Consider the following 24,764-nt stretch of genomic DNA (forward strand, 5'->3'; position numbering starts at 1 on the left):
TGACGGACGTGTTGGGCGCGATCGAGCCGTTGGTTGAGCGGTTGGTTGAGCCGTTGGCCGAGCGGCGTGGCGCGGCTGGCGCTCGAAACCGCCCGGTGGCGTGTTCGGACGGTCCGGCTGATCCCCTGCGCCGCGGCGGGGTGCCAGGCGGGCGTCCGGGTCCTCACCCGTCGGCCACTGCGGCTCCGCGCCACGGTGCCTGTCGTCATGCTGGTCGTTCACGAAATGGCCTCCAAGACCGGCGTGCCGTCGCACGCGGTTCGGTGGTCGTACGCCGTCGCCATCGGCAGCGACGCCCGTGGCCGGAGCAGCACTTTCACTCCGCCGCGGTCCTCCTGCGCGGTTTGCGGGAGTTCACACCGCGCGTTCCCAGGACGTATGACTGCACCAGGTGGTTCCAACTACATGTGCGGCAGACCTCCACCACGTACACGGTGAACTCCTCGAAGAGGTTCGCCATGCGGGTGAGTTCCTCGACGGTGCGCGCGGACCCGGCCGCGTGCTTGAGCTCGTCGCCGTAGACCCAGGACACGAGGGTCAGCGGTTCCTTGCGGCAGACCGGGCACGTCACATCGCTCGGCCGGCCGTGGAACTTCGCAGCTCGCAGCAGGTACGGGCTGGCGTCGCAGACCTCCATCGTGCCCACCCGGCCCGCGTAGACCTCCGCCAGCAGCGCGCGTCGCTGCAAGGCGTAGTCCACCACCTGCCGTTGGGTCAGCACGGGACCAGAGTACGTGGCGGCAAAACCCCTTCGATGGGCCGTTCAGGGCAGTGGTCGCGATCACTTTGTGACCTTGTGCCCCTCGCCACATCTCAACGCGCGGACGGATGTATCGCACCGATATACTGAGTGCACCCATCGGGCAGCTTGGTGCGGGAGGTGACAAGTGCTGGAGTTCGCCATCCTCGGGCTGCTGCACGAAGCGCCCATGCACGGGTACGAGCTGCGCAAGCGCTTGCACGAACTGCTGGGGGCGTTCCGAGCGTTCTCCTACGGAACGCTGTACCCCACGCTGCGCCGCTTGCAACGCGCCGGGTGGATCGTCGAGGAGGCGCCGGAGGAGGCCCGCACCTGGGGTCGTCGTGCGCGCAAGGTCTACAAGCTCACCGCGGAGGGCAAGGAGCGGTTCGCCGACCTGCTGTCCAACGCGGGCCCCCAGACGTGGGACGACGACTCGTTCGGCGTCCACCTGGCGTTCTTCTCCCGGACCCCCGCGGAGATCAGGATGCGGATCCTCGAAGGCCGGCGGCGCCGGGTCGAGGAGCGGCGGGAAGGGCTGCGGACGGCTTTATCGGGCGCGAGCGAGCGGATCGACCGCTACACGCGCGAGCTGCACCGCATGGGGTTGGAGAGCACCGAACGCGAGGTGCGGTGGCTCAACGAGCTGATCGCGCACGAGCAGGCCGAACAGCGCGAGCGGGACGAATGACAGACGTAGAACACAAAGGAGGACTCGGCATGGGCGACAACCGCCGCACCGTTCGAGTGGCCATCGTCGGGGTCGGCAACTGCGCGGCGTCGCTGGTGCAGGGCGTCCAGTACTACCGCGACGCGGACCCGAACACCCGCGTGCCCGGCCTGATGCACGTCCAGTTCGGCGAGTACCACGTCCGCGACGTCGAGTTCGTCGCCGCGTTCGACGTGGACGCCAAGAAGGTCGGCGTCGACCTGTCCGAGGCGATCGTGGCCAGCGAGAACAACACGATCAAGATCGCGGACGTGCCGCCGCTGGGCGTCACCGTGCAGCGCGGACCCACCCTCGACGGCCTCGGGAAGTTCTACCGGGAGACCATCGAGGAGTCCGACGAGGAGCCGGTGGACGTCGTCCAGGCCCTCCGCGACGCCGAGGTCGACGTCCTCGTGTCCTACCTGCCGGTCGGCTCGGAGGAGGCGGACCGCTTCTACGCGCAGGCCGCGATCGACGCGAAGGTGGCGTTCGTCAACGCCCTGCCGGTGTTCATCGCCTCCGACCCCGAGTGGGCGCGCAAGTTCGAGGAGGCCGGCGTCCCGATCGTCGGCGACGACATCAAGTCCCAGGTCGGCGCCACCATCACGCACCGCGTGCTGGCCAAGCTGTTCGAGGACCGCGGCGTCCAGCTCGACCGCACCATGCAGCTCAACGTGGGCGGCAACATGGACTTCCTGAACATGAAGGAGCTGGAGCGGCTGGAGTCCAAGAAGGTCTCCAAGACGCAGGCGGTGACCTCGCAGGTGGACCGCGAGCTGGGCAAGCGGAACGTGCACATCGGCCCGTCGGACTACGTGGCGTGGCTGGACGACCGCAAGTGGGCGTACGTGCGGCTGGAGGGCCGGGCGTTCGGCGACGTGCCGCTGAACCTGGAGTACAAGCTGGAGGTGTGGGACTCGCCGAACTCGGCGGGCATCATCATCGACGCGGTGCGCGCGGCGAAGATCGCCCTCGACCGCGGTGTCGGCGGCCCGATCCTGTCGGCGTCGTCGTACTTCATGAAGTCCCCGCCGGTGCAGTACTCGGACTCCGAGGCGCGCGACGCGGTCGAGGCGTTCATCCGCGGCGACGTGGAGCGTTAGATCGCCTTGTCGACAAACGCCCCTGTGCCCTTGTCGGGCGCAGGGGCGTTTTCGCTGGTCAGCGCTTGGAGAGGCGCAGCGACTGCCAGGAGCCGTCGGCGGTCCAGCCACCGTCCACCGGCAGCGCCACCCCGTTGATGAAGGAGCTGCGCTTCGCGTCGGCCAGGAACGACACGGCCTGCGCGATGTCGTCCGGGTGGGCGAACCGGCCGAGCGGCACGTGGTCGGTGATGTCGGTGTCCCCGTAGTGCCCGCCGGCCTGGGACTCGACGTCCATCTCCGTCTTCACCCACCCCGGGCAGACGGCGTTGACCCGGACACCCCGGGCGCCCCACTCGACGGCGAGGGTGCGGGTCATGCCGATCAGGCCGTGCTTGGTGGTGTTGTAGGCGGCCCGGTCGGCCACGCCCCGCAACCCGGCGACGGAGGCGATGTTCACCACGGACCCGGAGCCCCGGTCGAGCATCTTCCGCCCCAACGCCCGGGTCAGCAGGAACGGCCCGGTGAGGTTGACCGCGAGCATCCGCTGCCACTGCTCGGTCGAGGTGTCCTCGAACGCCCGGATGCCGGCGATGCCGGCGTTGTTGACCAGCACGTCGACCCGTTCGAGCCCGTCCGCCAGCCGCTCGACGTCCTGTTCGGAGGAGACGTCCCCCACAACCCCGCCGGGCGTCTCCCGGAGGTCGAACCCGACAACCCGGAACCCGTCCTCCCGCAACACCTCGGCCACCCGAGCCCCGATCCCCTGAGCAGCCCCGCTCACCACCGCAACCGGTTGATCCATGAGGCGAGGCTAGGTCGGTGGGGACCGGACGGGCGAGCCCCGCGCTCCGGAACTCGCGCTGAGCACCAGCAGCGCGCACGCCCTCCGGCGCCCTGGCGCGTCCGGGCGTTCGAGGATCACTCGCTCGGACGTGCCGAAGCCAGCGCGCTCGGCAGGTCGGACAGCGCCCGCAGCACCGTGACCTCCGCCAGCACGCCCGGGTCCGGCGGGAAGTGCGGGTTGGGGACGGCGTAGACCGTCATGCCGGCGGCCAGGGCGGCGCGCAGGCCGTTGGTGGAGTCCTCCACGGCGGCGCTGCGGCTCGGGGGCACGCCCAGCTTCGACGTCGCCAGGAGGTAGACGTCGGGGGCGGGTTTGCCGGCGCCGGCCTCTTCACTCGACAGGGCCACCGGGACCACGTCGGCCAGGTCCGTGGCTTCCAGGAACGACCTGATCAGCACCGGTGGCGAGGAGCTCGCGATGGCCACCGGGTACCGCGACGCCACCTCCCGGACCACCTCGACCGCGCCCGGCAGCACCGGTGGTCCGGCCTCGTAGCGGGCGGCCATCTCGGCGACGACGCCGCGGGCCGCCTCGTCCGGGGTCAGGTGCACGCCGACCGCCTCGACCAGGTAGGCGGCCCACTCGGGGGTGCTCATGCCCTGCATGTCGCGGGTCGAGGTGGGCAGCCACGTGCCGCCGTGCCGGGCCGCGAACGCGCGGCGCACCTCGTCCCAGACCGTTTCCGAGTCCACGAGCACGCCGTCGAGGTCGAACACCACCGCATCCACGTGCCCACCGTACGGTGAGCACACTTACTTAGCTACCCTAAGCAAAAAATTTTAGTATGGCGAAGTGAAATTTTCCGCCCTCTTCCGGGGACAGCCCCGCCAGGTCTGGGTCACGGCGTTCGCCGCCGTCATCGCCTTCATGGGCATCGGCCTGGTCGACCCGATCCTGCTGTCCATCGCCGAAGGCCTGCACGCCACGCCGTCGCAGGTCACCCTCCTCTTCTCCTCCTACCTCGGCGTCCAAGTCCTCGCCATGCTGTTCACCGGCGCCGCGTCCGCCCGCTTCGGGGCCAAGCGCACGCTGGTCGCCGGCCTCGCCCTGATCGTCGTCGCCACGCTGCTGTGCGCGCTCGCCGCCGACATCACCCAACTGGTGGCCCTGCGCGCGGTCTGGGGGCTCGGCAACGCCTTCTTCATCGCCACCGCCTTGAGCGTCATCGTCGGCGCGGCGTCCGGCGGTCAGAAGGGCGCGATCCTGCTCTACGAGGCCGCGCTCGGGCTCGGCCTGTCCGTCGGGCCGCTGCTGGGGGCGCTGCTCGGCAGCATCTCGTGGCGCGGACCGTTCGTCGGCACGGCCGTGTTGATGGCCGTCGCGTTCGTGCTCTGCGCGACCTTCCTCGCCAAGGACGAGCCCACCCACCGGATCGGCCTGCTCGACCCGCTCAAGGCGTTGCGGCACCCCGGTCTGCTGCGCACCGCGCTCGGCTCGGCCCTCTACACCGGCGCGTTCTTCGCCGTCCTGGCCTGGTCGCCGTTCGTGCTGCACTACAGCGCGGTCGCGATCGGGCTGATCTTCTTCGGCTGGGGCGTGTGCGTCGCCGTGTCCAGCGTCTGGCTGGCGCCCCGGCTCGCCGACCGGTTCGGGGAACGCCGCGCCACCATCGCCGCCGTCCTCGCGTTCGGCGCGCTCATGCTGGTCATGGCCGTGCCGAACAAGCCGCTGCTGGTGGTCGCCGTCATCGTCAGCGGCCTGGTCAGCGGGCTGCTCAACACCCTGTTCACCGGCACCGCGATGAGCATCAGCCCGGCGCCGCGCCCGGTCGCCAGCGCCGGGTACAACTTCCTGCGCTGGCTCGGCGGCGCGCTAGCGGCGACGTTCGTCGGACACCTGGCGCACCCGTTCGTGGTCGCGGCCCTGGCGTGCGTGTTGGCCGCCGGGCTGCTCAGCCTCGGCCGGTCGCCGGACCGCCCGATCACAGCCGAGGACGCGCTGATCGGTGAAGAAGTGGTGGGTTAACAACCGGTGAACGCCGGCCTACGGTCAGTGGACCCGACCTGACCCGTAGGAGCGCAGACCGTGCGACACCTTCCCCTGCTGCCCAACCACTCCCCGGGCCGTGCGGCGGTGACCTGCCGCTACCGCTGCGGCGACGCGTGCTTCCACGACGCCCCCAACACCTCCGCGAACCCGTACTTCGGCGACCTGATCAGCCGGCGTGCGGCGATCAAGGCGGGCGTCGTGGCGACCGCGCTGGCCGGCGTCCCGGTCGTCGCGTCCGCCGAGTCCGGGACCGAGACCGAGACCGCCGCGGGCACCCGGCACACCCGCGGCCTGAACTTCACCCCGGTGCGGCCGAACACGCGTGACGAGGTCGTGGTCCCCGAGGGCTACCGCCAGGCCGTCGTCATCCGCTGGGGCGACCCGCTGTTCCCCGACGCGCCCGCGTTCGACTTCGACCACCAGACCGCCGCCGCCCAGGCCCGCCAGTTCGGGTTCAACTGCGACTTCGCCGCCCTCCTCCCGCTGGACGCCCTGGCCCGCACGAACCTCCTGGTCACCAACCACGAGTACACCAGCGAGAGCTTCATGTTCCGCGGCTACGACCCCGCGAACCCCACCCGGGAACAGGTCGAGATCGCGTGGGCCGCGCACGGCCTGTCCGTGGTCCAGGTCGAGCAGCGCGGTGGCCGCCTGACGCCCGCGTTCTCCCGCTACAACCGCCGCGTCACCATGACGACGCCGTTCGAGCTGCGCGGCCCGGCGGCGGGGTCTGACCTGCTCAAGACCTCCGCCGACCCGACCGGCACCAAGGTGTTCGGCACGCTGAACAACTGCGCCGGCGGCGTGACGCCGTGGGGCACGATCCTGTCCGGCGAGGAGAACTTCAACCAGTACTTCGCCAACGGCGGCACCGACCCGCGCCGCACCCGCTACGGCATCCCCGCCGGCGCGACGACCCGCAAGTGGGAGCGGTTCGACAAGCGGTTCGACCTCGCGCAGGAACCCAACGAGGTCAACCGGTTCGGCTGGGTCGTGGAACTCGACCCGAACGACCCGGACTCCACGCCGGTCAAGCACACGGCGCTGGGCCGCTTCAAGCACGAGTGCGCCAACGTCCGCATCGCCCGCGACGGCCGCGTGGTCGCCTACTCCGGCGACGACGAGCGGTTCGAGTACATCTACAAGTTCGTCTCCACCGGCAAGGTGCGGTCGGGCAACAGCAAATCCGCGCGCCGCCACAACATGACCCTGCTCGACGACGGCACCCTCTACGTCGCGCGGTTCAAGGGCGACAGCGACCCGGCGGAGATCGACGGCTCCGGCGCGCTGCCCGCGGACGGCAGGTTCGACGGGCGCGGCGAGTGGATCCCGCTGGCCCGCGGCGACAAGTCCTACGTGGACGGCATGACCGCGGAAGAGGTCTACGTCTTCACGAGGCTGGCGGCGGACAAGGTCGGCGCCACGAAGATGGACCGCCCCGAGGACATCCAGACCCACCCGCACACCGGCACGGTCTACTGCGCGCTGAGCAACAACGTCGACCGCGGCAAGCCCGGCAAGGAAGGCGCGACCGAGCCGAACCCGCGCACGTTCAACAAGCACGGCCAGGTCTTGGAGCTGCGCGAACGCGGCGGGGACGCGCTGTCCCCGCACTTCTCGTGGAACCTGGTGCTGGTGTGCGGCGACCCCGCCGACCCGAGCACGTACTTCGCGGGCTACGACAAGTCCAAGGTGTCGCCGCTCTCCAGCCCCGACAACGTGGCGTTCGACCGGCACGGCAACCTGTGGATCTCCACGGACTCGGCGGGCGCGCTGAACGGGCTCAACGACGGCCTGTACGCGATGCCGCTGCACGGCCCGGAACGCGGTCACCTCAAGGCGTTCCTGACCGTGCCGCGCGGGGCCGAGACGTGCGGACCGGTGATCGGGGACCGCGTGATCACGGTGTGCGTGCAGCACCCGGGCGAGGTGGACGGGGCGTCGGCGGACAACCCGGTGTCGCACTGGCCCGACGGCGGGGACTCGCAGCCGCGCCCATCCGTCGTAGCGGTGTGGCGCGACGGGTTCATCGGCGACTGACACGCGCGGTGACCAGCCGGTTCCGGTCGGCAAGGGCTTGAGGTGTTCGCCTCGCGTTCACCTCCACGCCGCCTGGACGAGGACTTGTGAACCTACGTTCGCCCAGGTTCCCACCTGAAGCGATCTCGGAGGTCCGCGTGTCCTCGTCCACCGATCGGGGCCGGCGCCTGCTGCCCCTGCTGCCCAACCACCCCCTCGGGCGGTCGGCGATCACCTGCAAGTACCGCTGCGGCGACGCCTGCGCGCACGAGGCGCCCAACACGTCCGACAACGCCTACTTCGGCGACGTGGTCGGCGACGTCGTCCGCCGCCGCGGCCTGCTCAAGGCCGGCGCGGTGCTCGCCGTCGCGGGCGCGGGCGTCGGGCTGGCCGGCGCGGGCACGGCCGCCGCCGAGCCCGAGGCCGCCGACGTGGAGGCCCAGGGCCGCCGGTGGGGCCGGGACGGGCTGAACTTCGAGCCGGTCGCGCCGAACACCGAGGACCGCGTCGTCACGCCCGAGGGCTACGAGTCGGCCGTCGTGATCCGCTGGGGCGACCCGGTGCTGCCGGGCGCGCCCGCGTTCGACTTCGACCACCAGACCGCCGCCGCGCAGGCCAAGCAGTTCGGCTTCAACAACGACTTCTGCGGCCTGGTCCCGCTGAACCACTGGAACCGCTGGCTCATGGTGTCCAACCACGAGTACACGTCCGAGGAGTTCCTGTTCAAGAACTGGGACTCGAACAACCCGACCAGGGAGCAGACCGAGATCGCGTGGGCCGCGCACGGCCTGTCGGTCGTCGTGGTCGAGCGCGACCACCGCAGCGGCAAGCTGGTGCCCAAGGTGGACAAGCACTTCAACCGCCGCATCACGGTGAAGTCCGAGTTCGAGCTGACCGGTCCGGCCGCCGGTTCCCAGTACCTGAAGACCTCCGCCGACCCGACCGGCACCAAGGTGTTCGGCACGCTGAACAACTGCGCCGGCGGCGTGACGCCGTGGGGCACGATCCTGTCCGGCGAGGAGAACTTCAACCAGTACTTCGCCAACGCGGGCACCGTCACCGACCCGGTGCAGAAGGCGCGGCTCGCGCGCTACGGCCTGTCCGGCGGCGCGACGACCCGCAAGTGGGAGCGGTTCGACAAGCGGTTCGACGTGGCGCAGGAGCCCAACGAGCCCAACCGCTTCGGCTGGGTCGTCGAGGTGGACCCGCTCGACCCGACCTCCACCCCGGTCAAGCACACCGCGCTGGGCCGGTTCAAGCACGAGGGCGCGAACGTGATCGTGGCCCGCGACGGCCGCGTGGTCGCGTACATGGGCGACGACGAGCGGTTCGACTACATGTACAAGTTCGTCTCCGACGAGCGGTACAAGCCGGGCAACAGCCGCCACGCCCGCGAGCACAACAAGAAGCTGCTGGACAAGGGCACGCTGTACGTCGCGAAGTTCACCGGCGACAGCCCGGCCGCCGAGATCGACGGCACCGGCAAGCTCCCGGCCGACGGCGAGTTCGACGGCTCGGGCGTGTGGATCCCGCTGGCGTCGGGCGACAAGTCCTTCGTCGAGGGCTTCACCGCCGAGGAGGTCTACATCTTCACCCGCCAGGCCGCGGACAAGGCCGGCGCCACCAAGATGGACCGCCCGGAGGACGTCGAGCCGAACCCGCGCAACCGCCGCGTCTACGCCGCGCTCACGAACAACACCGACCGCGGCAAGGCGGGCAAGGAAGGCGCCACCGAGCCCAACCCGCGCCTGAACAACCGCCACGGCCACGTGCTGGAGCTGGAGGAGCGCCGCGGCGACAACACGGCGACCAGCTTCTCCTGGAAGCTGCTGCTGGTGTGCGGCGACCCGAACGCGGCGGACACGTACTTCGGCGGGTACGACAAGACCCAGGTGTCGCCGATCTCGTGCCCGGACAACGTGGCGTTCGACTCGCAGGGCAACCTGTGGATCTCCACCGACGGCAACGCCCTGAAGTCCAACGACGGCCTCTTCGCCGTGCCGGTGGAGGGCAGGTACCGCGGCCGGGTGAAGCAGTTCCTGACCGTGCCGAAGGGCGCGGAGACCTGCGGCCCGGTCGTGCAGGACGACTTCGTGCTGGTGTCGGTGCAGCACCCGGGCGAGATCGACGGCGCGTCGGCGGCCAACCCGGTGTCCCACTGGCCGGACGGCGGCGCCACCCAGCCGCGCCCGTCCGTGGTGGTGGCGTGGAAGAAGGACAAGGGCCGCATCTGCGGCTGACTGTGTTGGATGGCGCCGCCTCCGGCGTCGCGGCGAGGCCGCCTGGAAGTCGGCTCGTCGCCCCGTGTTTCCCGCCGATCGGAAAGCGTGATCGGCGGGAAACGCGGCCCGACAAGCCGACGCGGCCTCGCGGTCCGGCTTAGGGTCGGGGCATGACCGATCGACCCTTGGCCCTGATCACCGGCGCGTCCCGAGGCATCGGGCTCGCCATCGCCCGCCGCCTCGCCGACACACATGACCTGCTGCTTGGCGGCCGGGACGAGCAAGCCCTCGCCGAGGCCGGGGTCGGGACGCCGTGGCCCGTCGAGTTGACCGACCACGACGAGCTCGCCGGGGCCGTCGCCGGGCTCGGCCGGCTCGATGTGCTGGTGCACAGCGCCGGCATCGCCGAGCTCGGTCCGCTGGCCGAGGCGAGCGCCGACACCTGGCGGCGCACCCTCGACCTCAACGTCGTCGCCGTCGCCGAGCTGACCCGGCTCACGCTCCCGCTCCTGCGCGCCGCCCGCGGCCACGTCGTGCTGATCAACTCCGGCGCGGGGCGGCAGGCCAACGCGAACTGGGGCGTCTACGCCGCGAGCAAGTTCGCCCTGCACGCCTACGCCGAGGTGCTGCGGGCCGAGGAGACCGACCTGCGGGTCACCACCGTCTACCCCGGCCGCACGGCCACCGACATGCAGCGCGGCGTCCGCAGCCAGGAGGCCGGCGACTACCAGCCGGACCTCTACCTGCGCCCGGAGTCGGTCGCCGACGCCGTGCACGCCGCGGTCACGGCGGCGGACGACGCCCACGTCACCGAGATCGTCGTCCGCCCCCGACCGCGCTAGCGCAACCGCTTCGAGACGGCCGCGACACCCGCCTGGGCCTCCCGCCGGTCCACGCGGGTGGTCTCGCCGTCGGCCACGACCCGCTCCCCGGCGACCCACACGTCCTTGACCCGCCGCGTCCCCGACGCCCACACCAGGTTCGCCAGCACCTGGTCGTCCGGCGCGTCCAACCCGGTCGCGAACGCCGGGTCGTCCACGTCCACGTGCACGAGGTCGCCCCACCGCCCCGCCTCCAGCGCGCCGATGTCCTCGCGCCCCAACGCCGCCGCGCCGCCGCGGGTGGCCAGCAGCAACGCGTCGGCGGCCCGCATGGCGGTGGCGTCGAGCGTGGTCACGCGGGCCAGCAGGGCCGCCAGCCGCGCCTCCTCGAACAGGTCCAGGTCGTCGTTGGACGCCGGGCCGTCCGTGCCCAGGCCCACCGACACGCCCGCGTCCAGGTAGGACCGGATCGGCGCGATGCCGGACGCCAGCTTGGTGTTCGACCCCGGGCAGTGCGCGACGCCGACGCCGTGCTTGGCGTAGATCGCGACGTCCTCGGGCGAGAGGTGCACCGAGTGCGCCGACAGAACCCGCCCGCCGAGCACGCCCGCCTGCTCCAGCAGCTTCGGCACCGACCCGAACGCCGCCCGCTGGTCGACGTCCTCCTCCGGCGACTCGGCCACGTGGATCTGCAGCAACGCGCCCCGGTCCCGCGCGAGACCGGCGATCTCGCCCAGCGCCTCGGGCGCGATCAGGTACGCCGAGTGCGGCCCGTAGGACAGCTCGATCCGCTCGTGCGGCCCGAACCGGAGCCCGTCGGCGTCGATCCACCGGGTGATCTCGTCGGTCATCGGTCGCCACGGCAGGCCGGGCAGGTCCATGATCGCCGCGCCGAACACCACGCGGGACCCCGCGTCGAGGACGGCCTGGGTCAGCTGGGGGCCGTGGAAGTACATCTCGGAGCTGGTGGTGACGCCGTTGCGCAGCATCTCCACCGCGCCCAGCAGCATGCCCGCGCCGATGTCGGCCGGGGACATCTTCGCCTCGGCGGGCCACATGGCCTCGCGCAGCCACCGCAGCAGCGGGAGGTCGCCGCCCAGGCCGCGCAGCACCACCATCGGGCTGTGCGCGTGCGTGTTGACCAGGCCGGGCATGAGGATGCCGGTCAGCCGGCGCACCTCGCCGTCGAACGGCAGCGCGTCGGCGGCCGGGCCGACGTGGGCGATCCGGCCGTCCACGACGTCGACCACCGCGTCCCGCAGCACGGCGCAGGACGGATCGCAGGGCAGGACCACGGGGGCGTGCAGGCGCAACGACATGCCCCCGATCCTGCCGCACGCGACCGGTTCCGCACCCGCGGCCTCGGCTCCCGGGTCACTCGGCGATGGGCAGCGCCGCCCGGACCTCCCAGCCCCCGGCCGGCCGCTGCCCGGCCGCGAACGTGCCGCCCAGCAGCTCGACCCGCTCCCGCATCCCCACCAGCCCGAACCCGCCGGACCCGCCCACCGGGGCGGCCTTGGGCGCGCGCCCGTCGTCGGCGACCACCACGTGCACGACCCCGCCGTCCACCGCCACCGACACGTCCACCGCCGTCACGCCCTCGGCGTGCTTGCGCGTGTTGGTCAGCGACTCCTGCACCAGCCGCAGCACCGACCGACCCAGCGACGGCGGCACCTCCGACGGCAGGTCCAGCGACAGCCGCACCGGCTGACCCGACTGGGCGACCACCTGCTTCACGTCGTCGGCCAGGTCGCTGGTCGCGGCGGGCGCGGCGTCCGTCTCCGATCCGCGCAGCGTGCCGACCAGGCGCCGCATCGCGGTCAGCGCCTCGTTGCCGCTCTGCGCGATGATCGGCAGCACCTCCTGCGCCGCGGCGGGCACCGCTTGCGCCGCCTGGGCGTGCACGACGATCCCGGTCACGTAGTGCGCCACCACGTCGTGCAGCTCGCGGGCCAGCGCCATCCGCTCGGCGTGCTGAGCGGCGGCCACCTCGGCCCGCAGGGTCGTCGCGCGCTCGCGGTCCCGCGCCCGGAAGTACAGGCCGGTGCCGACCGACAGCACGAGCAGGATGGTCCCCGCCAGCACCTGTTGCCAGAACGTGGGCCCCGAGTAGTCGACGTCCGAGTAGTACCGCTCCCAGTACGACGGGCGGAGTGGCTGGGTGAACCCCACCGCGAGGACGAGTGCCACCACGCCGACGAGCACGCGCGGTAGCGGCGCCTGGCGCACCAGGATGGCGATCAGCGCCATCGTCGCCGCGCCCTCGGACAGCGTCGCGCCGGCCACCAGCACGGCCGGTCCGGCGGTCTCGTCCACCACGTCCAGCACCACCGACGACGCGACCAGCGCCGTGGCGGCGCCCAGGGCCGCGTCGAACGGCCGGCGCGGGGACAGCACGGCCAGCGCGCACACCACGGCCGTGCCGGGCAGCTGCCACCAGGACGTCCCGTCGCTCAGGGTCTCGCTGCCGGCGAAGAAGAGCAGCGCGCACGCCAGCGGCCACTGGCGCTTGGCCAGGGTGCGCCAGCCGAGGTGAGTGCTCTCCACGGGACGTCACCGTATGTCCTGACGGCTGATCCCGCGTCCTCCCCCGGTCGGGGAGGGGTGTCATCCGCGGGACTGACCCGAACGCGTGGCGAAATACCCCTGTGGCCGATGTCGGACGACGTGCGCGGGGGTGACTCTGGAAGGGCAGGTCGGGGAACGGAGGAACGACATGTTCACGGTTGTGGCGACGTGGGCCGGTGCGGTGCTGGGGCTGTTGGTGCTGGTCCTGATGGCGATCGCCGGCGTGCTGGTGGATTCGCAGCGGTGAGCCGTCACCCCTCGGCGCGGCGGCGGAGCAGTTCGGCGAGGCGCCCGGGGGACTGCGGTCGGGTGGTTTCCAGGGCCGCGTGGGAGAAGCGCGCGGGACCGCCGGTGCGGGCCCGGCGGGCGGCGGAGGCCTCCAGGCGGAACGCGGGGCGGTTGGTCGACGCCCGCTGCCGGGAGCGCAGCCACGACAGGCGGTGCAGCGACTCGGCGTGGTGGTCGGTGATGGTGACCTCGGCGAGGTCGAACGAGTGCAGGACGGCCCGGTTCAGCTCGACCACGGCGCGGTCGCGCCACAGGGTGCGCTCGGCGGAGGTGTCCAGGCCCAGGGCCTCGGCGACGGGCCGCGCGGCGCCGTAGCCGCCCTCGTCGGCGAGGCTGCGGGTGCCGACCTCGGAGCCGACGAACCAGGTGTTGAACGGGGCGGCGGGGTAGGTGACGCCGCCGATGCACAGCTTCATGTTGGTGATCAGCGGGACGGCGTGCCAGCGCAGGCCCAGCGAGCCGAACCACGGCAGCTCGGGGTGCTCCAGGCACACCTCGTGCACCACGTCCGGCGGGATGGTGAACAGCTTCGGCCCCTCGTGCGCGGTCTCCACGACCAGCGGCAGCACGTCGAACCGGCCGGGCCGCTCCGGTGGCCGCCACCCCATGCCCTGCACGGCGTCGGTGAACGCGGCGTAGCGCCGGTCGCCGGTGCCGTCGGCGTACCCCGCGTACCGGACGAGCTGCTCGTTCCAGATGCACGGGCCGGGCGCGGTGGGGGTGTCCGGGGCGAACACGGTGACCAGCGGGCGGACCTCGCCGCCGTTGGTGGCCAGCCGCAGGTGCTCCACGCACTCGCCGGCGACGGCGGCGGCGTTGCGGTAGCCGCGCAGGTCGCGGACCTTGAGCCGCCGCCACGGGACGCCGCTGGTGCACCAGCCGCTGTCGCGCAGCGCGATGCGCGTGCCGTAGGACAGCTCGGCGGTGGTGTGGCGGTACGTGCCGGTCTCGGCGATCTCGTCGCGGACCTCCGCCAGGCGGGGTCCGACGGGTCCGGCCTCGGGGTGGGCGATGTGGAACATGCGGAGGAAACCCTCCGCCGCGTCGATGTCGAGCGTTATCGGTTCGTTGTCTACGACGGTCACGGGCGGCAACCGTAGTTGCGGAACGACGTCACCCGTCACTGCCAGACGGGGCACACCGGGTGATCAACAAAGCCCACCCGATGGGGTGACGAAACGACCGACCGTCGCCGTCTCGACCACTCGATGACGTGGCTTTATGACACGGTCAGGTGGTCTCGATCCGGTCGAACATCAGGTCGTGGCTGACCCGGTCCTCCTCGACCGCCCGCTGCTCGAACTTCGTCACCGGCCGCCACTCCGGCCGCGGCGCCCACCCGTCGTACCGGTTGCGCAGCAGCGGCTCGGCGGAGCAGACCTCCAGCATCTGCTCGGCGTAGTGCTCCCAGTCCGTCGCGAGGTGCAGCGTGCCGCCCGGTTCGAGCCGCGAGGCCACCAGGCGCACGAACTCCGGCTGCACCAGCCGGCGCTTGTGGTGCTTCTTCTTGGGCCACGGGTCGGGGAAGAAGATCCGCACGCCGCTCAGCGTGCCGGGCTCGACGTGGTCGGTGAGCAGGTCCACGGCGTCGCCGCGCAGCACCCGCAGGTTGGTCGCCCCGAGCGCCTCGGCGCGCATCAGCAACTGCGCCAGGCCCGGCTTGTAGACCTCGACGGCGACGTAGTTGACGTCCGGGACCGCCGCGACGAGCTGCGCCGTCGTCTCGCCCATGCCGGAGCCGATCTCCAACAGCACGGGGGCGTCGCGCTCGAACCACGCGGCGAAGTCGACGGGACCGGCCGGGAGCGCCTTGACCTCACGGCCCAAGCGCTCCCAGTGGCGGTCCCACGCGCGCTGCTGCCCGACGGTCATCCGCTCCCCGCGTTGCACGTAGCTGACGACGGAACGGTGGTGCGGCGGGCGCTGGCTGGACGTCACAGGCGCACAGCCTAAGCAGCGACCGGTTACGCGATGTTCTCCAGGTCCTCGATCTGCTCACGCAGCGCGGCCGGCGTGAACGCGATCGGCTGCCGCGTGCCGGGTCCCCGGTGCGCCGGGAGGAGGTCCACCCAGCCGGGGTGCCGGTCGGTGAACTGCACGGTCGTCGGTTCGGCGGGCCCGTAGACGCCGCTCTCGGAGGGCACGAACTCCCAGTAGCCGACCTCGCCGTCGGCGGCCCACGGCACGAAGACCCAGCCCGGCCGGTCGGCGAGCAGGTCGGTCACCTCGTCCTCGACCGCGAAGCCCGCCGCCCGCGAGGGCAGCTTGCCGCGGGCCAGCGCCCGCAGCCACCACGGTGCCGGGGCGTCCGCGCCCACGGCCCGGAACAACGCCAGCACCTGCTGCTCGTCGGCCCGGTGCAGCCACGCCCGGCGGGTCTGCGCCGGCGTCGTGGCGATGCCGACACCGCCCGCGGGTTCGATCGCGTGCGACCATTCCAGTGCCATCATCGGTTCGACGCGAAGGGCGTGGTCGCGTTGCCGTGGCAGGTTCGTCGACCCGGTAGCCGACGAGTCGGCGTTCAGGTCCGGATCAAGCACCGTCACGGGTTCACCTCCGGAGGGTTCCTTGACGGGGGGGATCGGAATTCGCGTGCGGACGATCGCCGCCTCGCGATTCCCTGCTTTCCATCTGACCGGGTCCACACGTTCTTGTCATGGTGCTGTGCCGGAGTTCACGGGCTCTTAACGAACCCCTTACTCCGATTGCCGGGTGGAACTCCGTTGAAACATCCGAGACATGGAATAGTGTTGTGACCTCGACCACAGGGGGAATTTCGGGGATGCTCCGCCGGGCGTTGCTCGCCGCGCTCCTGATCGTGCTGTGCGCCCCGCCGCCGGCGCACGCGCAGACGATCCGCGACCAACAGTGGCACCTGGACGCGCTCGCCGTGCCCAAGGCGCACGAGTACTCGCGCGGCCGGGGTGTCGTGGTGGCCGTCGTGGACTCGGGCGTGGACGTCACCGTCCCCGACCTGGGCGGCGGCGCCGTGCTGCCGGGCACCGGGTTCGGCTCCGCGACCGGCACCGGCGGCACCCGGGACACCGACGGCCACGGCACCGCGATGGCCGCGCTGATCGCCGGCCGCGGCGTCGACGGCGGCGCGCAGGGCGTCGCGCCGGAGGCCACGATCCTGCCGGTGTCGGTGGGCTCGGACGGCGCGAAGTTCACCACCGCGGCGGTCGCCGAGGGCATCACCTGGGCCGTCGACCAGGGCGCGGACGTGGTCAACCTGTCCCTGACCTCCGAGGCCACCCTCACCCCCGACCTGCTGCGGGCCGTGAACCACGCGTTCGACCACGACGTCGTGGTGGTCGCGGGCACCGGCAACGACGGCGTCGAGCGCATCGGCGCGCCCGCCAACATCCGCGGCGTGCTGGCCGTGGCCGGCACCGAGCGCGACCTGGTGCCGTGGGGCTCGTCCAACACCGGCCCGGAGACGGTGCTGGCCGCGCCCGCGAAGGGGATCGTGTCCGCGGTGCCGAAGTCCGTCGTGGACACCGGGTACGCCGAGATGGACGGCACGTCCGCCGCGACCGCCCTGGTGTCCGGCGCGGCGGCCCTGGTCCGCGCCACCTACCCGGACATGAACGCCGCCAGCGTGGTGAACCGCCTGATCACGACGGCGACCGACGCCGGCGTGCCGGGCCGCGACGAGGCCACCGGCTTCGGCCAGGTCGATCCGGTCGCGGCGATCACCGCCGACGTCGCCGACGTCCAGCGCAACCCGCTGGCCCCGCCGCCGCGCACCACCGCCGCGCCCGTCCCGACGTCGTCGCAGCCGCGCGTCGAACGCGCCGTCAACGGACCCGCCTGGGGCGACGGCGCCCGCGCCGGGATCGTCCTCGGCGGCTTGCTGGCCATTCTCGTCGGCGTCGCCGTCGCCGGTGTCCTGTTGTCCCGGACGCGCCGGCCGGAGCCGCCGCCGCCGGTCCACCGGGAAATTCCACCGCCCCCGGAAGAATTCTGGAAACGCACGCAGTGGTGAATTCGGCGGCTACTCGTGCGCGTGGTACTCGACGGATTCCTTGGTCAGCTGGATGAACGCCTCCTCCAGCGATCCGCGCTGGGGGCTCAGCTCGTGCAGCGTGATGCCGTTGAGCGCGGCCAGCTCGCCGATGTGCGCCGACTCCAGGCCGTGGACGACCAGCGAGCCGTCCCCGTCGGTGACCCGCGCCTCGCGGGGCAGCAGCTCGCGCAACCGGTCCAGGTGCGGCGAGCGGACGCGCACGGCGTCCTCGGTGGCGTCCTCGATGAACTGCTCGGTGCTGGTCTGGGCGATCAGCCGGCCGCGCCCGATGACGATCAGGTCCTGGGCGGTCTGCGCCATCTCCGACAGCAGGTGGCTGGACACGAACACGGTCCGCCCCTGGTCGGCCAGCCGGTGCATGAACTGCCGGATCCACTGGATGCCCTCGGGGTCCAGGCCGTTGACCGGTTCGTCGAACAGCAGCACCTTCGGGTCGCCCAGCAGCGCGCCCGCGATGCCCAGCCGCTGCGACATGCCCAGCGAGAACCCGCCGGCGCGCCGCTTGGCCACCTGGGTGAGGCCGACGAGTTCGAGCACCTCGTCCACGCGCCGCGCGGGGATGCCGTTGGACTTCGCGAGCCACAGCAGGTGCGCCCGCGCGGACCTGTTGGGGTGCACCCACTTCGCGTCGAGCAGGGCGCCGACGGTGCCCAGCGGGCGGTGCAGCTCGTGGTAGGTCTTGCCGTCGATGAGGACCTTGCCGCTGGTCGGGCGGTCGAGCCCGAGGATCATCCGCATGGTCGTGGACTTGCCCGCGCCGTTCGGGCCGAGGAACCCGGTGACCCGGCCGGCCTCGACGGTGAACGACAGGTCGTCCACCGCGACGGTGCGTCCGTAGTGCTTGGTGAGTCCGGTCGCTTCGATCATGACAGCTCCTGTCCGATCCGTGAGGCGAACCTAAACGACGGAGGTCCGGGCCACCTCCCCGAAAGGCGACCCGGACCTCCCCCTTCCCCCGTTCCCGCCCGGCCGGCCCCGATTCCGCCCGGATGGGGTACCACGACTAGGCGTCCCGGCGCTTCGCGACCACGAGGGACACGATGAAGAACGCCAGCGCGATGGCCGCGAAGTAGGCCAGCGACCCCCAGGGCGACAGCTCGCCCGGCACCGGCGGCCCCGCGTTCTCCGGGATGCCGCTGCCGTCCGACTCGCCCAGCACGAACTTGTTGGCCACGGTGAACGGCAGCCACTTCTGGATGTCGTCGCCGATCTTGGGGATCAGCGTGACCAGGTTCTCCACCAGCAGCGCGAACACCAGGATGATCGACACCGCGCCGGCGGTCTGGCGGACCAGCGTGCCGACGCCCAGCGCGAGCAGCGAGCCGGCCGCGAAGACCAGCGAGATGCCCAGGACGTGCCGCCAGTCGTTCGCGCTCTCCAGCGCGAGCTGCGAGTGGTCGGACACGATCAGCCAGCTCAGCCCCCACGAGCCGAACCCGACCAGCAGGCCGACCGCGGCGGACAGCAGCGCCACCACGACGCCCTTGGCCACCAGCGGCGAGACCCGGTCGGGCACCGCCTGGAACGTCGCCTTGATCGTCCCGAACCGGTACTCGGTGGTGATCGCCAGCGCGGCCATCACCATGATCACCATCAGGCCGAACTGGTACATGAACGCCGAGGCGACCACCGGCATCGCGCCCTCGGTCGAGTTCGCCGCGATGATCGCGGTGAAGCCGATCGACAGCCCCAGGGCCAGGAGCATGCACCACCACGGCGAGCGGGTGGTGAACAGCTTGATCCGTTCGACAGCGAGCAGAGTCATCTCGGTCGTCACTTCCCCGTCTCGGCCGCGTGGTACTCGACAGAATCACCGGTGAGCTGCATGAACGCCTCTTCCAGCGAACCCCGCTGCGGGCTCAGCTCGTGCAGCACCACGCCGGCGGAGGCCGCGATGTCACCCACCTGGTCACTGGTCGCACCCGACACGGTGAGCGCGCCGTCCTCGCCCTCGCGGACGGTGAACCCCTTGTCCAGCAGCATCGCGCCGAGCTTGTCGGCGTGCGGGCTGCGCACCCGCACCGTGTTCTCCGTCGAGCGCTCCACGAACTCCGTGGTGGTCGACTGCGAGATCAGCTTGCCCCGGCCGATCACGACCAGGTCGGACGCGGTGAGCGCCATCTCCGACAGCAGGTGGCTGGACACCAGCACGGTCCGCCCCTCGGCGGCCAGGCCCTGCATGAACTGGCGGATCCAGAGGATGCCCTCCGGGTCGAGGCCGTTGACCGGTTCGTCGAACAGCAGCACCTTCGGGTCGCCCAGCAGCGCGCCCGCGATGCCCAGCCGCTGCGACATGCCCAGCGAGAACCCGCCGGCGCGCCGCTTGGCCACCTTGGTCAGGCCGACCAGGTCCAGCACCTCGTCCACCCGCCGCGAGGGCAGGCCGTTGGACTTGGCGAGCCACTCCAGGTGCGCGCGGGCGGACCGGTTGGGGTGCACCCACTTGGCGTCCAGCAACGCGCCGACGGTCCGCAGGGGACGGTCGAGCTGCGTGTAGGGCTTGCCGTCGATGAGCACCTTGCCCGACGTCGGCCGGTCGAGGCCGAGGATCATCCGCATGGTGGTGGACTTGCCCGCGCCGTTGGGCCCGAGGAAGCCGGTGACGCGACCCGGCGCGACGGTGAACGACAGGTTGTCCACCGCCACCGTGTTCCCGTAGCGCTTGGTGAGGCCGATCGCCTCGATCATGGTTTCTCCCCTGGAACGGCACATCCCCCGGTCTCGGCGAGAACTCTGCCCGGTCCAGGGGGTCGACCACATCGGTCTGTAGTTGACTCGTGGGTGCGACTTCAGTCTTATCGTGGCCGCTACCTCGGTTGTAGTAATCCGTGATCACCCTGAGTGCTCCCCTGAGCCGGCACCCGGGCGACCCTCGGGGCTAGGGCTTCACGAGGCCGTGCTGGTAGGCGAGGGCCACCAGTTGGGCGCGGTCGCGGGCGCCCAGTTTGGTCAGGGCTCGGCTGATGTGGGTCTTGGTGGTGGCCGGGCTGATCACCAGCTCGCGGGTGATCTCCTCGTTGCTCAACCCCTGCGCGGCCAGGGCCACGACCTCGCGTTCGCGGGCCGTGAGCTGGGCGAACGCGTTGTGGTCCACGGCGGACCGCGGCGCGCCGCGGGACAGCAGGCGCTTGGTCAGGCCCGGTGACAGGAGTTCCTCGCCGCCGGCCACCACCCGGATGCCGTGCAGCAGTTGGGCGGGGTCGGTGTTCTTCAGCAGGAACCCGCTGGCTCCCGCCGTGAGGCCCTCCACCACGTAGTCGTCCTCGTCGAACGTCGTGAGGATCAGCACCCGCACTCCGCTCGACGCCGGGTCCGCGGCGATGCGCCGGATGCCCTCCAGGCCGTCCACGCCGGGCATCTGGACGTCCATCAGCACCACGTCCGGCTTGAGCTCCGCGGCCAGCGCCGCCGCCGTGCCGCCGTCCGCCGCCTCGCCGACCACGGTCATGTCCGGTTCGCTGTCCACCAGCACCCGGAAGCCGCCCCGCACCAGCGCCTGGTCGTCGGCGATGAGCACCCTGATCACGCGTCCCCCTCCACCGGCAGCACGCAGCGGACCTCGAAACCGCCCTCGACCGGGCCGGCGGCGAGGGCGCCGCCCAGGGCGTGGGCCCGCGCGGTCATGCCCTCGATGCCGTGGCCTGCGCCGGTGCCCGCGCCGGTCCCGTTGTCCCGGACCACCACTTCCAGCTCGGACGCACGATAGGTCAACTCCAGCCGGACCCGCGTGGCGCGCGCGTGGCGGCGGACGTTGGTGAGGGACTCCTGGATGATCCGGAACGCGGCCAGGTCCACGGCCAGCGGCAGGGGCCTCGGGTCGTGCGTCTTCAGCTCCACCGAGACGCCCGGCACGTCCAGCAGCTTGTCCAGGTGCTTCAGGCCGCCCGACGCGGTCAACGTGCGGGGTTCGTCGGAACGCATCACGCCCAGCAGCACGCGCACCTCGGCCAAGCCGTCGTCGCTGATCCGCTTGATCGCGTTCAACGCCGCCACGACCTGCTCCGGCCGCCGTTCCATGACGTGCACGGCCACGCCGGCCTGCACGCTGATCGCGGCCATCGTGTGCCCGAAGACGTCGTGCAGCTCGCGGGCGATCACCAGGCGTTCCTCGGCGGCCTGCGCCTTGGCCTGGTCGGACCTGGCCTGCGCGACGCGTTCGGCCCGCTCCCGGGCGCCGGCCGCGAAGGCGCGGTGGGAGAACACGGCCGCGCCGAGGGCGGTCGCCGCCGCCTCCAGCGGGATCGCGTTGAGGACCTGGTCGGAGAACCACTGGCCGCCCAGGGTGAAGCGGACGGTGAGGACGGTGACCACCGCCGTGGCGACGCCGCCGAGCACCCCGGCCTTCCAGCCCCGGTAGGCCGCGAGGGTGTAGCAGGCGATCAGGGCGGACGCGGTGACCAGCCGGCCGTGGTAGTCGAACGCGAACCACAGGGCGGTCACCGCGTTGGCCGCCACCAACGTCAGCACGGGCGTCCGGCGGCGCACCGCCAGGGCCGCGGCGAGCGCCACCGCCAGCCCGATCGCGCCCCAGCCGGTGGAACCCGCCGGTCCCGGCGGCCCCACCTCCAGGAAGCTCGTCCCGAGCACGAGGACGGCGAGCCCGCCGCCCAGCGCGACGTCGGCCAGTGGCACTCGCGACACGTCAGCCCCCCACCGTCACCAGCGCACGCATCCCGTCCGCCGCGAACATCCTGCCCGTCCGGGTGTCGGTCACCCACGTGACCAGCGCGTACGGGCCGGCCGGGAGGTCGGCGTCGAGCACCGCGGACCGGCCGGGCGACAGCGGCACCACGCCGGTCGGCCCGCCGGTGAACGGCGCGGGGCCGGCGCCGCGGAAGAACGCCCCGAGGTCGGCGTCGGTCGTGCCGGGCCGGACGGGCATCAGCATCGCCTCGTTGACGTGCGGCGACAGGTTGACCACGCGCACCGACCCGGTGATCGCGGCGGGCGCGACGAACCGCCCGTCCAGCACCACCACGACCTGGTCCGCCGGCCCGTGCCCACCCCCGTGACCGGGTACGACCCGCACCGGCCGGACGCGGTCGGCGAGGTCGGGCAGCCCGACGTCCCGGAAGTCCACCAGCAGGTGGTCGCCCGGCGACACCCGGATCGTCACGGCGGCCGGGGTCCGGGCCACCGCCACGCCGCCCAGCATCTCGGCGTCCCGCGCGACGGCCCTGCCGCCCTCGACGGGGTCGGGCCCCATCGCCCGGGTCAGGTCGGCGAGGTACCGCTCGCGCGAGACCCCGGCCCGGAGCCGGACCAGGCCCAGCCACGCGCCGGCCGGATCGCTGCTCGACACGGCGAACGTCACCGCGCCCGCGCCGATCGTGCTCGGGGCGTCGAACCCGCCGACCCCGACCGCGATGTCCACGCGCTGCCCTTCCCGGGCCTGTTGTCCATGGGCCACGGCCTGCACGGGCGCCACCACCACACCGGCCGCCGCCAACACCGCCACAACGAGTCGCTTCATGCCGGGAACCCTGCTCGGCCACCCCCGGTCGCCGCGTCAGCCCGGCGCCGACACCACGCGCGTACCGCCCGGGGCCGACACCTACCGCCCCGGTCGTACGCGGTCCAGCGGGGTCTGGCGCAGCGCGGTGACGCAGGCCGCGATCGCCGGGTGCCCGCCCCCGCCCCGGCGGTAGGCGATGGCGGTCCGGCGGCACACGTCCAGCGGCACCAGCCGCACACCCGCAAACGGTTGCGCGGCACCCAGCTCCGGCACGAGCGCCACCCCCTGACCGGCCGCGACCAGCGCCAACACCGCCGTGAAGTCGTCCACGTGGTGCCGCACGCGCGGGGTGAAGCCGTGCGCCTCGCACACCCGGGTCGCCACCGTGTGGCACAGCGTCCCCGGCGTCCCGGCCACCCACGCCGCCTCGCGCGCCGACGCCACCGGGGCGTCCCCGGTCTCGAACCCGGCGGGCACCGCCAGGAACACCGTCTCGTCCAGCAGCGGCACGGAGTCCAGGCCGGGGTCCGGCGCGACCGGCGCGATGTCGTAGTCGTGCACCAGCGCCACGTCCAGCCGGCCGTCGCGCAGCGCGTCGGGCATCTCGACCGGGTCCAGCTCGCTCACCATCAGGTCCAGCGCCGGGTGGTCGCGGGCCAGCGCCACCAGCGCGGCCGGCAGCAGGGTGCGCACGGCGGTCGGGAACGCGCCGATCCGGACCGTGCCGGACACGCCCGCGCGGGCCGCCTCCAGGGTCGCCGACGCCGCCTCCAGCGTCGCGAGGATCGACTCGGTGTGCCGGACCAGCTCCGTCCCGGCGGGGGTGAGGGTGACCCGGCGGCCGGTGTGCTCCAGCAGCGGCACGCCCGCTTCGCGTTGCAGCGCCGCCAATTGCTGGGAGACTGCCGAGGGTGTGTAGGCATGGGCTTGAGCGACCGCCGCGATCGTGCCCAGGTGGGCGAGGTCGCGGAGCAGGCGCAGGCGGCGGACGTCGAGCATCAGTCGAGCTTACGTTTTCGTTGAGGAACGCGAACTGGTGCTTCACGTTCCCGGACCGCATCCTGGCACCATGCTGACCGGCCTGTTCGTCCCGCTGATCACCCCGTTCGACCGCGAGGACCGCGTGGCCCTCGACGCGCTGGAAGCCCTGGCCGACCAGGTGCTGGCCGACGGGGCGACCGGCCTGGTCGCGCTCGGCACCACCGGCGAGCCCGGCGCGCTCACCCCCGCCGAGCAGCGGGCGGTGCTCAACCTGACCGCCCGGGTCTGCCACGAGCGCGGCGCGCAGTTGCTGATCGGCGCGAACTCGCCCGAGGCGCTGCGCGACGCCGCCGGCCGGGGCGCGACCGCCGCGCTGACCCTGGTCCCGCCGTTCCTGCGGCCGGGCGAGGAGGGCGTGGTCGCCTACTTCACCAAGGTCGCCGCCGAGAGCCCGGTGCCCCTGGTCGTCTACGACATCCCCTACCGCACCGGCCAGCACCTCTCGGCCGCGACGCTGCGCCGGCTCGCCGCGCTGCCGAACGTCGTCGGCGTCAAGCACGCGCCCGGCGGCGTCACCGACGACACCGTGGACCTGCTCGCCGACCCGCCCGCCGGCTTCGCGGTGCTCGGCGGCGAGGACGCGTTCCTCTCGCCGCTGCTCGCGCTCGGCGGCCACGGCGGCATCCTGGCCTCCGCGCACGTCGCGACCAGCCGGTTCGTCGAGTTGATCGAGGCGTGGGAGAAGGGCGACCTCACGGCCGTCCGCGCGCTCACCGGCCCGCTCGGCGCGTTGTCGCGGGCGTTGTTCGCCGAGCCGAACCCGACCGTGATCAAGGGCGTCCTGCACGCGGAGGGCCGCATCCCGACCGCGGAGGTCCGCCTGCCGTTGCTGCCCGCGAGCGCCGCGCACGTCGAGGAGGCCGTGCGCCGGGCTACCGCCCTGGGCTGACGCCGTACCGCCGTGGTCGCAGGCCCGGGATTACCGTCCCGGGCCGACGCTTCCGGAGGCCGCTG

At 72.3% G+C, this 24,764-nt stretch carries 23 protein-coding genes; 8 read left to right on the plus strand and 15 right to left on the minus strand.

What is annotated here, in order from left to right:
• Positions 1–316: 316 nt before the first annotated feature.
• Positions 317–721: a DUF5318 domain-containing protein gene (locus AB0A74_RS31440; protein WP_343933858.1), complete on the minus strand. Its 405-nt coding sequence runs from the start codon at positions 719–721 to the stop codon at positions 317–319.
• A 166-nt stretch (positions 722–887) separates the two neighbouring features.
• On the opposite strand from AB0A74_RS31440, the gene AB0A74_RS31445 reads away from it, so the two are divergent.
• Both AB0A74_RS31445 and AB0A74_RS31450 read left to right on the plus strand, forming a co-directional pair.
• Positions 888–1,430, plus strand: coding sequence for a PadR family transcriptional regulator (locus tag AB0A74_RS31445; protein WP_337723526.1), 543 nt, complete (start codon positions 888–890; stop codon positions 1,428–1,430).
• Positions 1,431–1,459: 29 nt separating this feature from the next.
• Positions 1,460–2,551, plus strand: coding sequence for an inositol-3-phosphate synthase (locus tag AB0A74_RS31450; RefSeq protein ID WP_358255165.1), 1,092 nt, complete (start codon positions 1,460–1,462; stop codon positions 2,549–2,551).
• Positions 2,552–2,609: 58 nt separating this feature from the next.
• Here the strand turns inward: AB0A74_RS31450 and AB0A74_RS31455 are convergent, their stop codons facing one another.
• Positions 2,610–3,335 (minus strand): SDR family oxidoreductase, encoded by a 726-nt coding sequence (locus tag AB0A74_RS31455; RefSeq protein ID WP_358255167.1) that lies wholly within the window; start codon positions 3,333–3,335, stop codon positions 2,610–2,612.
• 116 nt (positions 3,336–3,451) lie between these two features.
• Positions 3,452–4,105: an HAD family phosphatase gene (locus AB0A74_RS31460; protein ID WP_358255168.1), complete on the minus strand. Its 654-nt coding sequence runs from the start codon at positions 4,103–4,105 to the stop codon at positions 3,452–3,454.
• A gap of 64 nt (positions 4,106–4,169) precedes the next feature.
• On the opposite strand from AB0A74_RS31460, the gene AB0A74_RS31465 reads away from it, so the two are divergent.
• The 4 genes from AB0A74_RS31465 (at position 4,170) to AB0A74_RS31480 (ending at position 10,449) form a co-directional block, all read left to right on the plus strand.
• Entirely contained in the window at positions 4,170–5,342 is a 1,173-nt protein-coding gene (locus AB0A74_RS31465; protein ID WP_358255169.1) for an MFS transporter, read from the plus strand.
• A gap of 60 nt (positions 5,343–5,402) precedes the next feature.
• Entirely contained in the window at positions 5,403–7,406 is a 2,004-nt protein-coding gene (locus tag AB0A74_RS31470) for a PhoX family phosphatase (RefSeq protein ID WP_358255170.1), read from the plus strand.
• 137 nt (positions 7,407–7,543) lie between these two features.
• Positions 7,544–9,625 (plus strand): PhoX family phosphatase, encoded by a 2,082-nt coding sequence (locus AB0A74_RS31475; protein ID WP_358255171.1) that lies wholly within the window; start codon positions 7,544–7,546, stop codon positions 9,623–9,625.
• Between the two features lie 152 nt (positions 9,626–9,777).
• Positions 9,778–10,449 (plus strand): SDR family oxidoreductase, encoded by a 672-nt coding sequence (locus tag AB0A74_RS31480; RefSeq protein ID WP_358255172.1) that lies wholly within the window; start codon positions 9,778–9,780, stop codon positions 10,447–10,449.
• Here AB0A74_RS31480 and AB0A74_RS31485 read toward each other — a convergent pair.
• The 5 genes from AB0A74_RS31485 to AB0A74_RS31505 form a co-directional block, all read right to left on the minus strand.
• On the minus strand, positions 10,446–11,747 hold the full coding sequence (locus tag AB0A74_RS31485; protein WP_358255173.1) for an amidohydrolase: 1,302 nt from the start codon (positions 11,745–11,747) through the stop codon (positions 10,446–10,448). The genes AB0A74_RS31480 and AB0A74_RS31485 overlap by 4 nt on opposite strands.
• A 55-nt stretch (positions 11,748–11,802) precedes the next feature.
• On the minus strand, positions 11,803–12,975 hold the full coding sequence (locus tag AB0A74_RS31490; RefSeq protein WP_358255174.1) for a histidine kinase: 1,173 nt from the start codon (positions 12,973–12,975) through the stop codon (positions 11,803–11,805).
• Positions 12,976–13,247: 272 nt separating this feature from the next.
• Positions 13,248–14,369, minus strand: a complete 1,122-nt coding sequence (locus tag AB0A74_RS31495) for a nitric oxide synthase oxygenase (RefSeq protein WP_358255176.1) — start codon at positions 14,367–14,369, stop codon at positions 13,248–13,250.
• A gap of 145 nt (positions 14,370–14,514) precedes the next feature.
• Complete coding sequence (gene trmB, locus AB0A74_RS31500; RefSeq protein ID WP_358255215.1) at positions 14,515–15,156, minus strand: tRNA (guanosine(46)-N7)-methyltransferase TrmB; 642 nt, start codon at positions 15,154–15,156, stop codon at positions 14,515–14,517.
• Between the two features lie 92 nt (positions 15,157–15,248).
• On the minus strand, positions 15,249–15,830 hold the full coding sequence (locus tag AB0A74_RS31505; RefSeq protein WP_358255178.1) for a hypothetical protein: 582 nt from the start codon (positions 15,828–15,830) through the stop codon (positions 15,249–15,251).
• 236 nt (positions 15,831–16,066) lie between these two features.
• On the opposite strand from AB0A74_RS31505, the gene AB0A74_RS31510 reads away from it, so the two are divergent.
• On the plus strand, positions 16,067–17,272 hold the full coding sequence (locus tag AB0A74_RS31510; RefSeq protein WP_358255179.1) for a S8 family serine peptidase: 1,206 nt from the start codon (positions 16,067–16,069) through the stop codon (positions 17,270–17,272).
• A 9-nt stretch (positions 17,273–17,281) separates the two neighbouring features.
• Here the strand turns inward: AB0A74_RS31510 and AB0A74_RS31515 are convergent, their stop codons facing one another.
• The 7 genes from AB0A74_RS31515 to AB0A74_RS31545 form a co-directional block, all read right to left on the minus strand.
• Complete coding sequence (locus tag AB0A74_RS31515; RefSeq protein ID WP_358255181.1) at positions 17,282–18,181, minus strand: ABC transporter ATP-binding protein; 900 nt, start codon at positions 18,179–18,181, stop codon at positions 17,282–17,284.
• 136 nt (positions 18,182–18,317) lie between these two features.
• Positions 18,318–19,079 carry a hypothetical protein gene (locus tag AB0A74_RS31520; RefSeq protein WP_343933874.1) on the minus strand — a complete coding sequence of 254 codons (762 nt, stop codon included), beginning with the start codon at positions 19,077–19,079 and terminating at the stop codon, positions 18,318–18,320.
• Between the two features lie 8 nt (positions 19,080–19,087).
• Positions 19,088–20,002, minus strand: a complete 915-nt coding sequence (locus tag AB0A74_RS31525; protein ID WP_343933875.1) for an ABC transporter ATP-binding protein — start codon at positions 20,000–20,002, stop codon at positions 19,088–19,090.
• A 190-nt stretch (positions 20,003–20,192) separates the two neighbouring features.
• Complete coding sequence (locus AB0A74_RS31530; RefSeq protein WP_358255183.1) at positions 20,193–20,840, minus strand: response regulator transcription factor; 648 nt, start codon at positions 20,838–20,840, stop codon at positions 20,193–20,195.
• On the minus strand, positions 20,837–21,955 hold the full coding sequence (locus AB0A74_RS31535) for a histidine kinase (protein ID WP_358255185.1): 1,119 nt from the start codon (positions 21,953–21,955) through the stop codon (positions 20,837–20,839). Before AB0A74_RS31535 ends, AB0A74_RS31530 begins: the two co-directional genes overlap by 4 nt.
• A gap of 1 nt (position 21,956) precedes the next feature.
• Entirely contained in the window at positions 21,957–22,787 is an 831-nt protein-coding gene (locus AB0A74_RS31540) for a hypothetical protein (protein ID WP_358255187.1), read from the minus strand.
• Positions 22,788–22,868: 81 nt separating this feature from the next.
• Positions 22,869–23,768: a LysR family transcriptional regulator gene (locus AB0A74_RS31545; protein WP_358255189.1), complete on the minus strand. Its 900-nt coding sequence runs from the start codon at positions 23,766–23,768 to the stop codon at positions 22,869–22,871.
• 70 nt (positions 23,769–23,838) lie between these two features.
• Between AB0A74_RS31545 and AB0A74_RS31550 the strand changes: the two genes are divergently transcribed.
• The gene (locus AB0A74_RS31550; protein ID WP_358255190.1) at positions 23,839–24,699 is read left to right on the plus strand and encodes a dihydrodipicolinate synthase family protein; all 861 of its coding nucleotides are present in this window, start codon (positions 23,839–23,841) and stop codon (positions 24,697–24,699) included.
• The last annotated feature ends 65 nt before the right edge of the window (positions 24,700–24,764 follow it).

Origin of the sequence: Saccharothrix sp. NPDC042600, from assembly GCF_040647305.1 — a bacterium.
In the GTDB taxonomy this organism is placed as follows: Bacteria; Actinomycetota; Actinomycetes; order Mycobacteriales; family Pseudonocardiaceae; genus Actinosynnema; species Actinosynnema mutabilis.

Bases quoted from the DNA above. Each gene is read 5' to 3' on its own strand.
- AB0A74_RS31450 (WP_358255165.1), top strand. From the start codon at position 1,460: ATGGGCGACAACCGCCGCACCGTTCGAGTGGCCATCGTCGGGGTCGGC.
- AB0A74_RS31455 (WP_358255167.1), bottom strand. From the start codon at position 3,335: ATGGATCAACCGGTTGCGGTGGTGAGCGGGGCTGCTCAGGGGATCGGG.
- AB0A74_RS31480 (WP_358255172.1), top strand. From the start codon at position 9,778: ATGACCGATCGACCCTTGGCCCTGATCACCGGCGCGTCCCGAGGCATC.
- AB0A74_RS31485 (WP_358255173.1), bottom strand. From the start codon at position 11,747: ATGTCGTTGCGCCTGCACGCCCCCGTGGTCCTGCCCTGCGATCCGTCC.
- trmB (WP_358255215.1), bottom strand. From the start codon at position 15,156: ATGACCGTCGGGCAGCAGCGCGCGTGGGACCGCCACTGGGAGCGCTTG.
- AB0A74_RS31510 (WP_358255179.1), top strand. From the start codon at position 16,067: ATGCTCCGCCGGGCGTTGCTCGCCGCGCTCCTGATCGTGCTGTGCGCC.
- AB0A74_RS31515 (WP_358255181.1), bottom strand. From the start codon at position 18,181: ATGATCGAAGCGACCGGACTCACCAAGCACTACGGACGCACCGTCGCG.
- AB0A74_RS31520 (WP_343933874.1), bottom strand. From the start codon at position 19,079: ATGACTCTGCTCGCTGTCGAACGGATCAAGCTGTTCACCACCCGCTCG.
- AB0A74_RS31525 (WP_343933875.1), bottom strand. From the start codon at position 20,002: ATGATCGAGGCGATCGGCCTCACCAAGCGCTACGGGAACACGGTGGCG.
- AB0A74_RS31540 (WP_358255187.1), bottom strand. From the start codon at position 22,787: ATGAAGCGACTCGTTGTGGCGGTGTTGGCGGCGGCCGGTGTGGTGGTG.
- AB0A74_RS31545 (WP_358255189.1), bottom strand. From the start codon at position 23,768: ATGCTCGACGTCCGCCGCCTGCGCCTGCTCCGCGACCTCGCCCACCTG.
- AB0A74_RS31550 (WP_358255190.1), top strand. From the start codon at position 23,839: ATGCTGACCGGCCTGTTCGTCCCGCTGATCACCCCGTTCGACCGCGAG.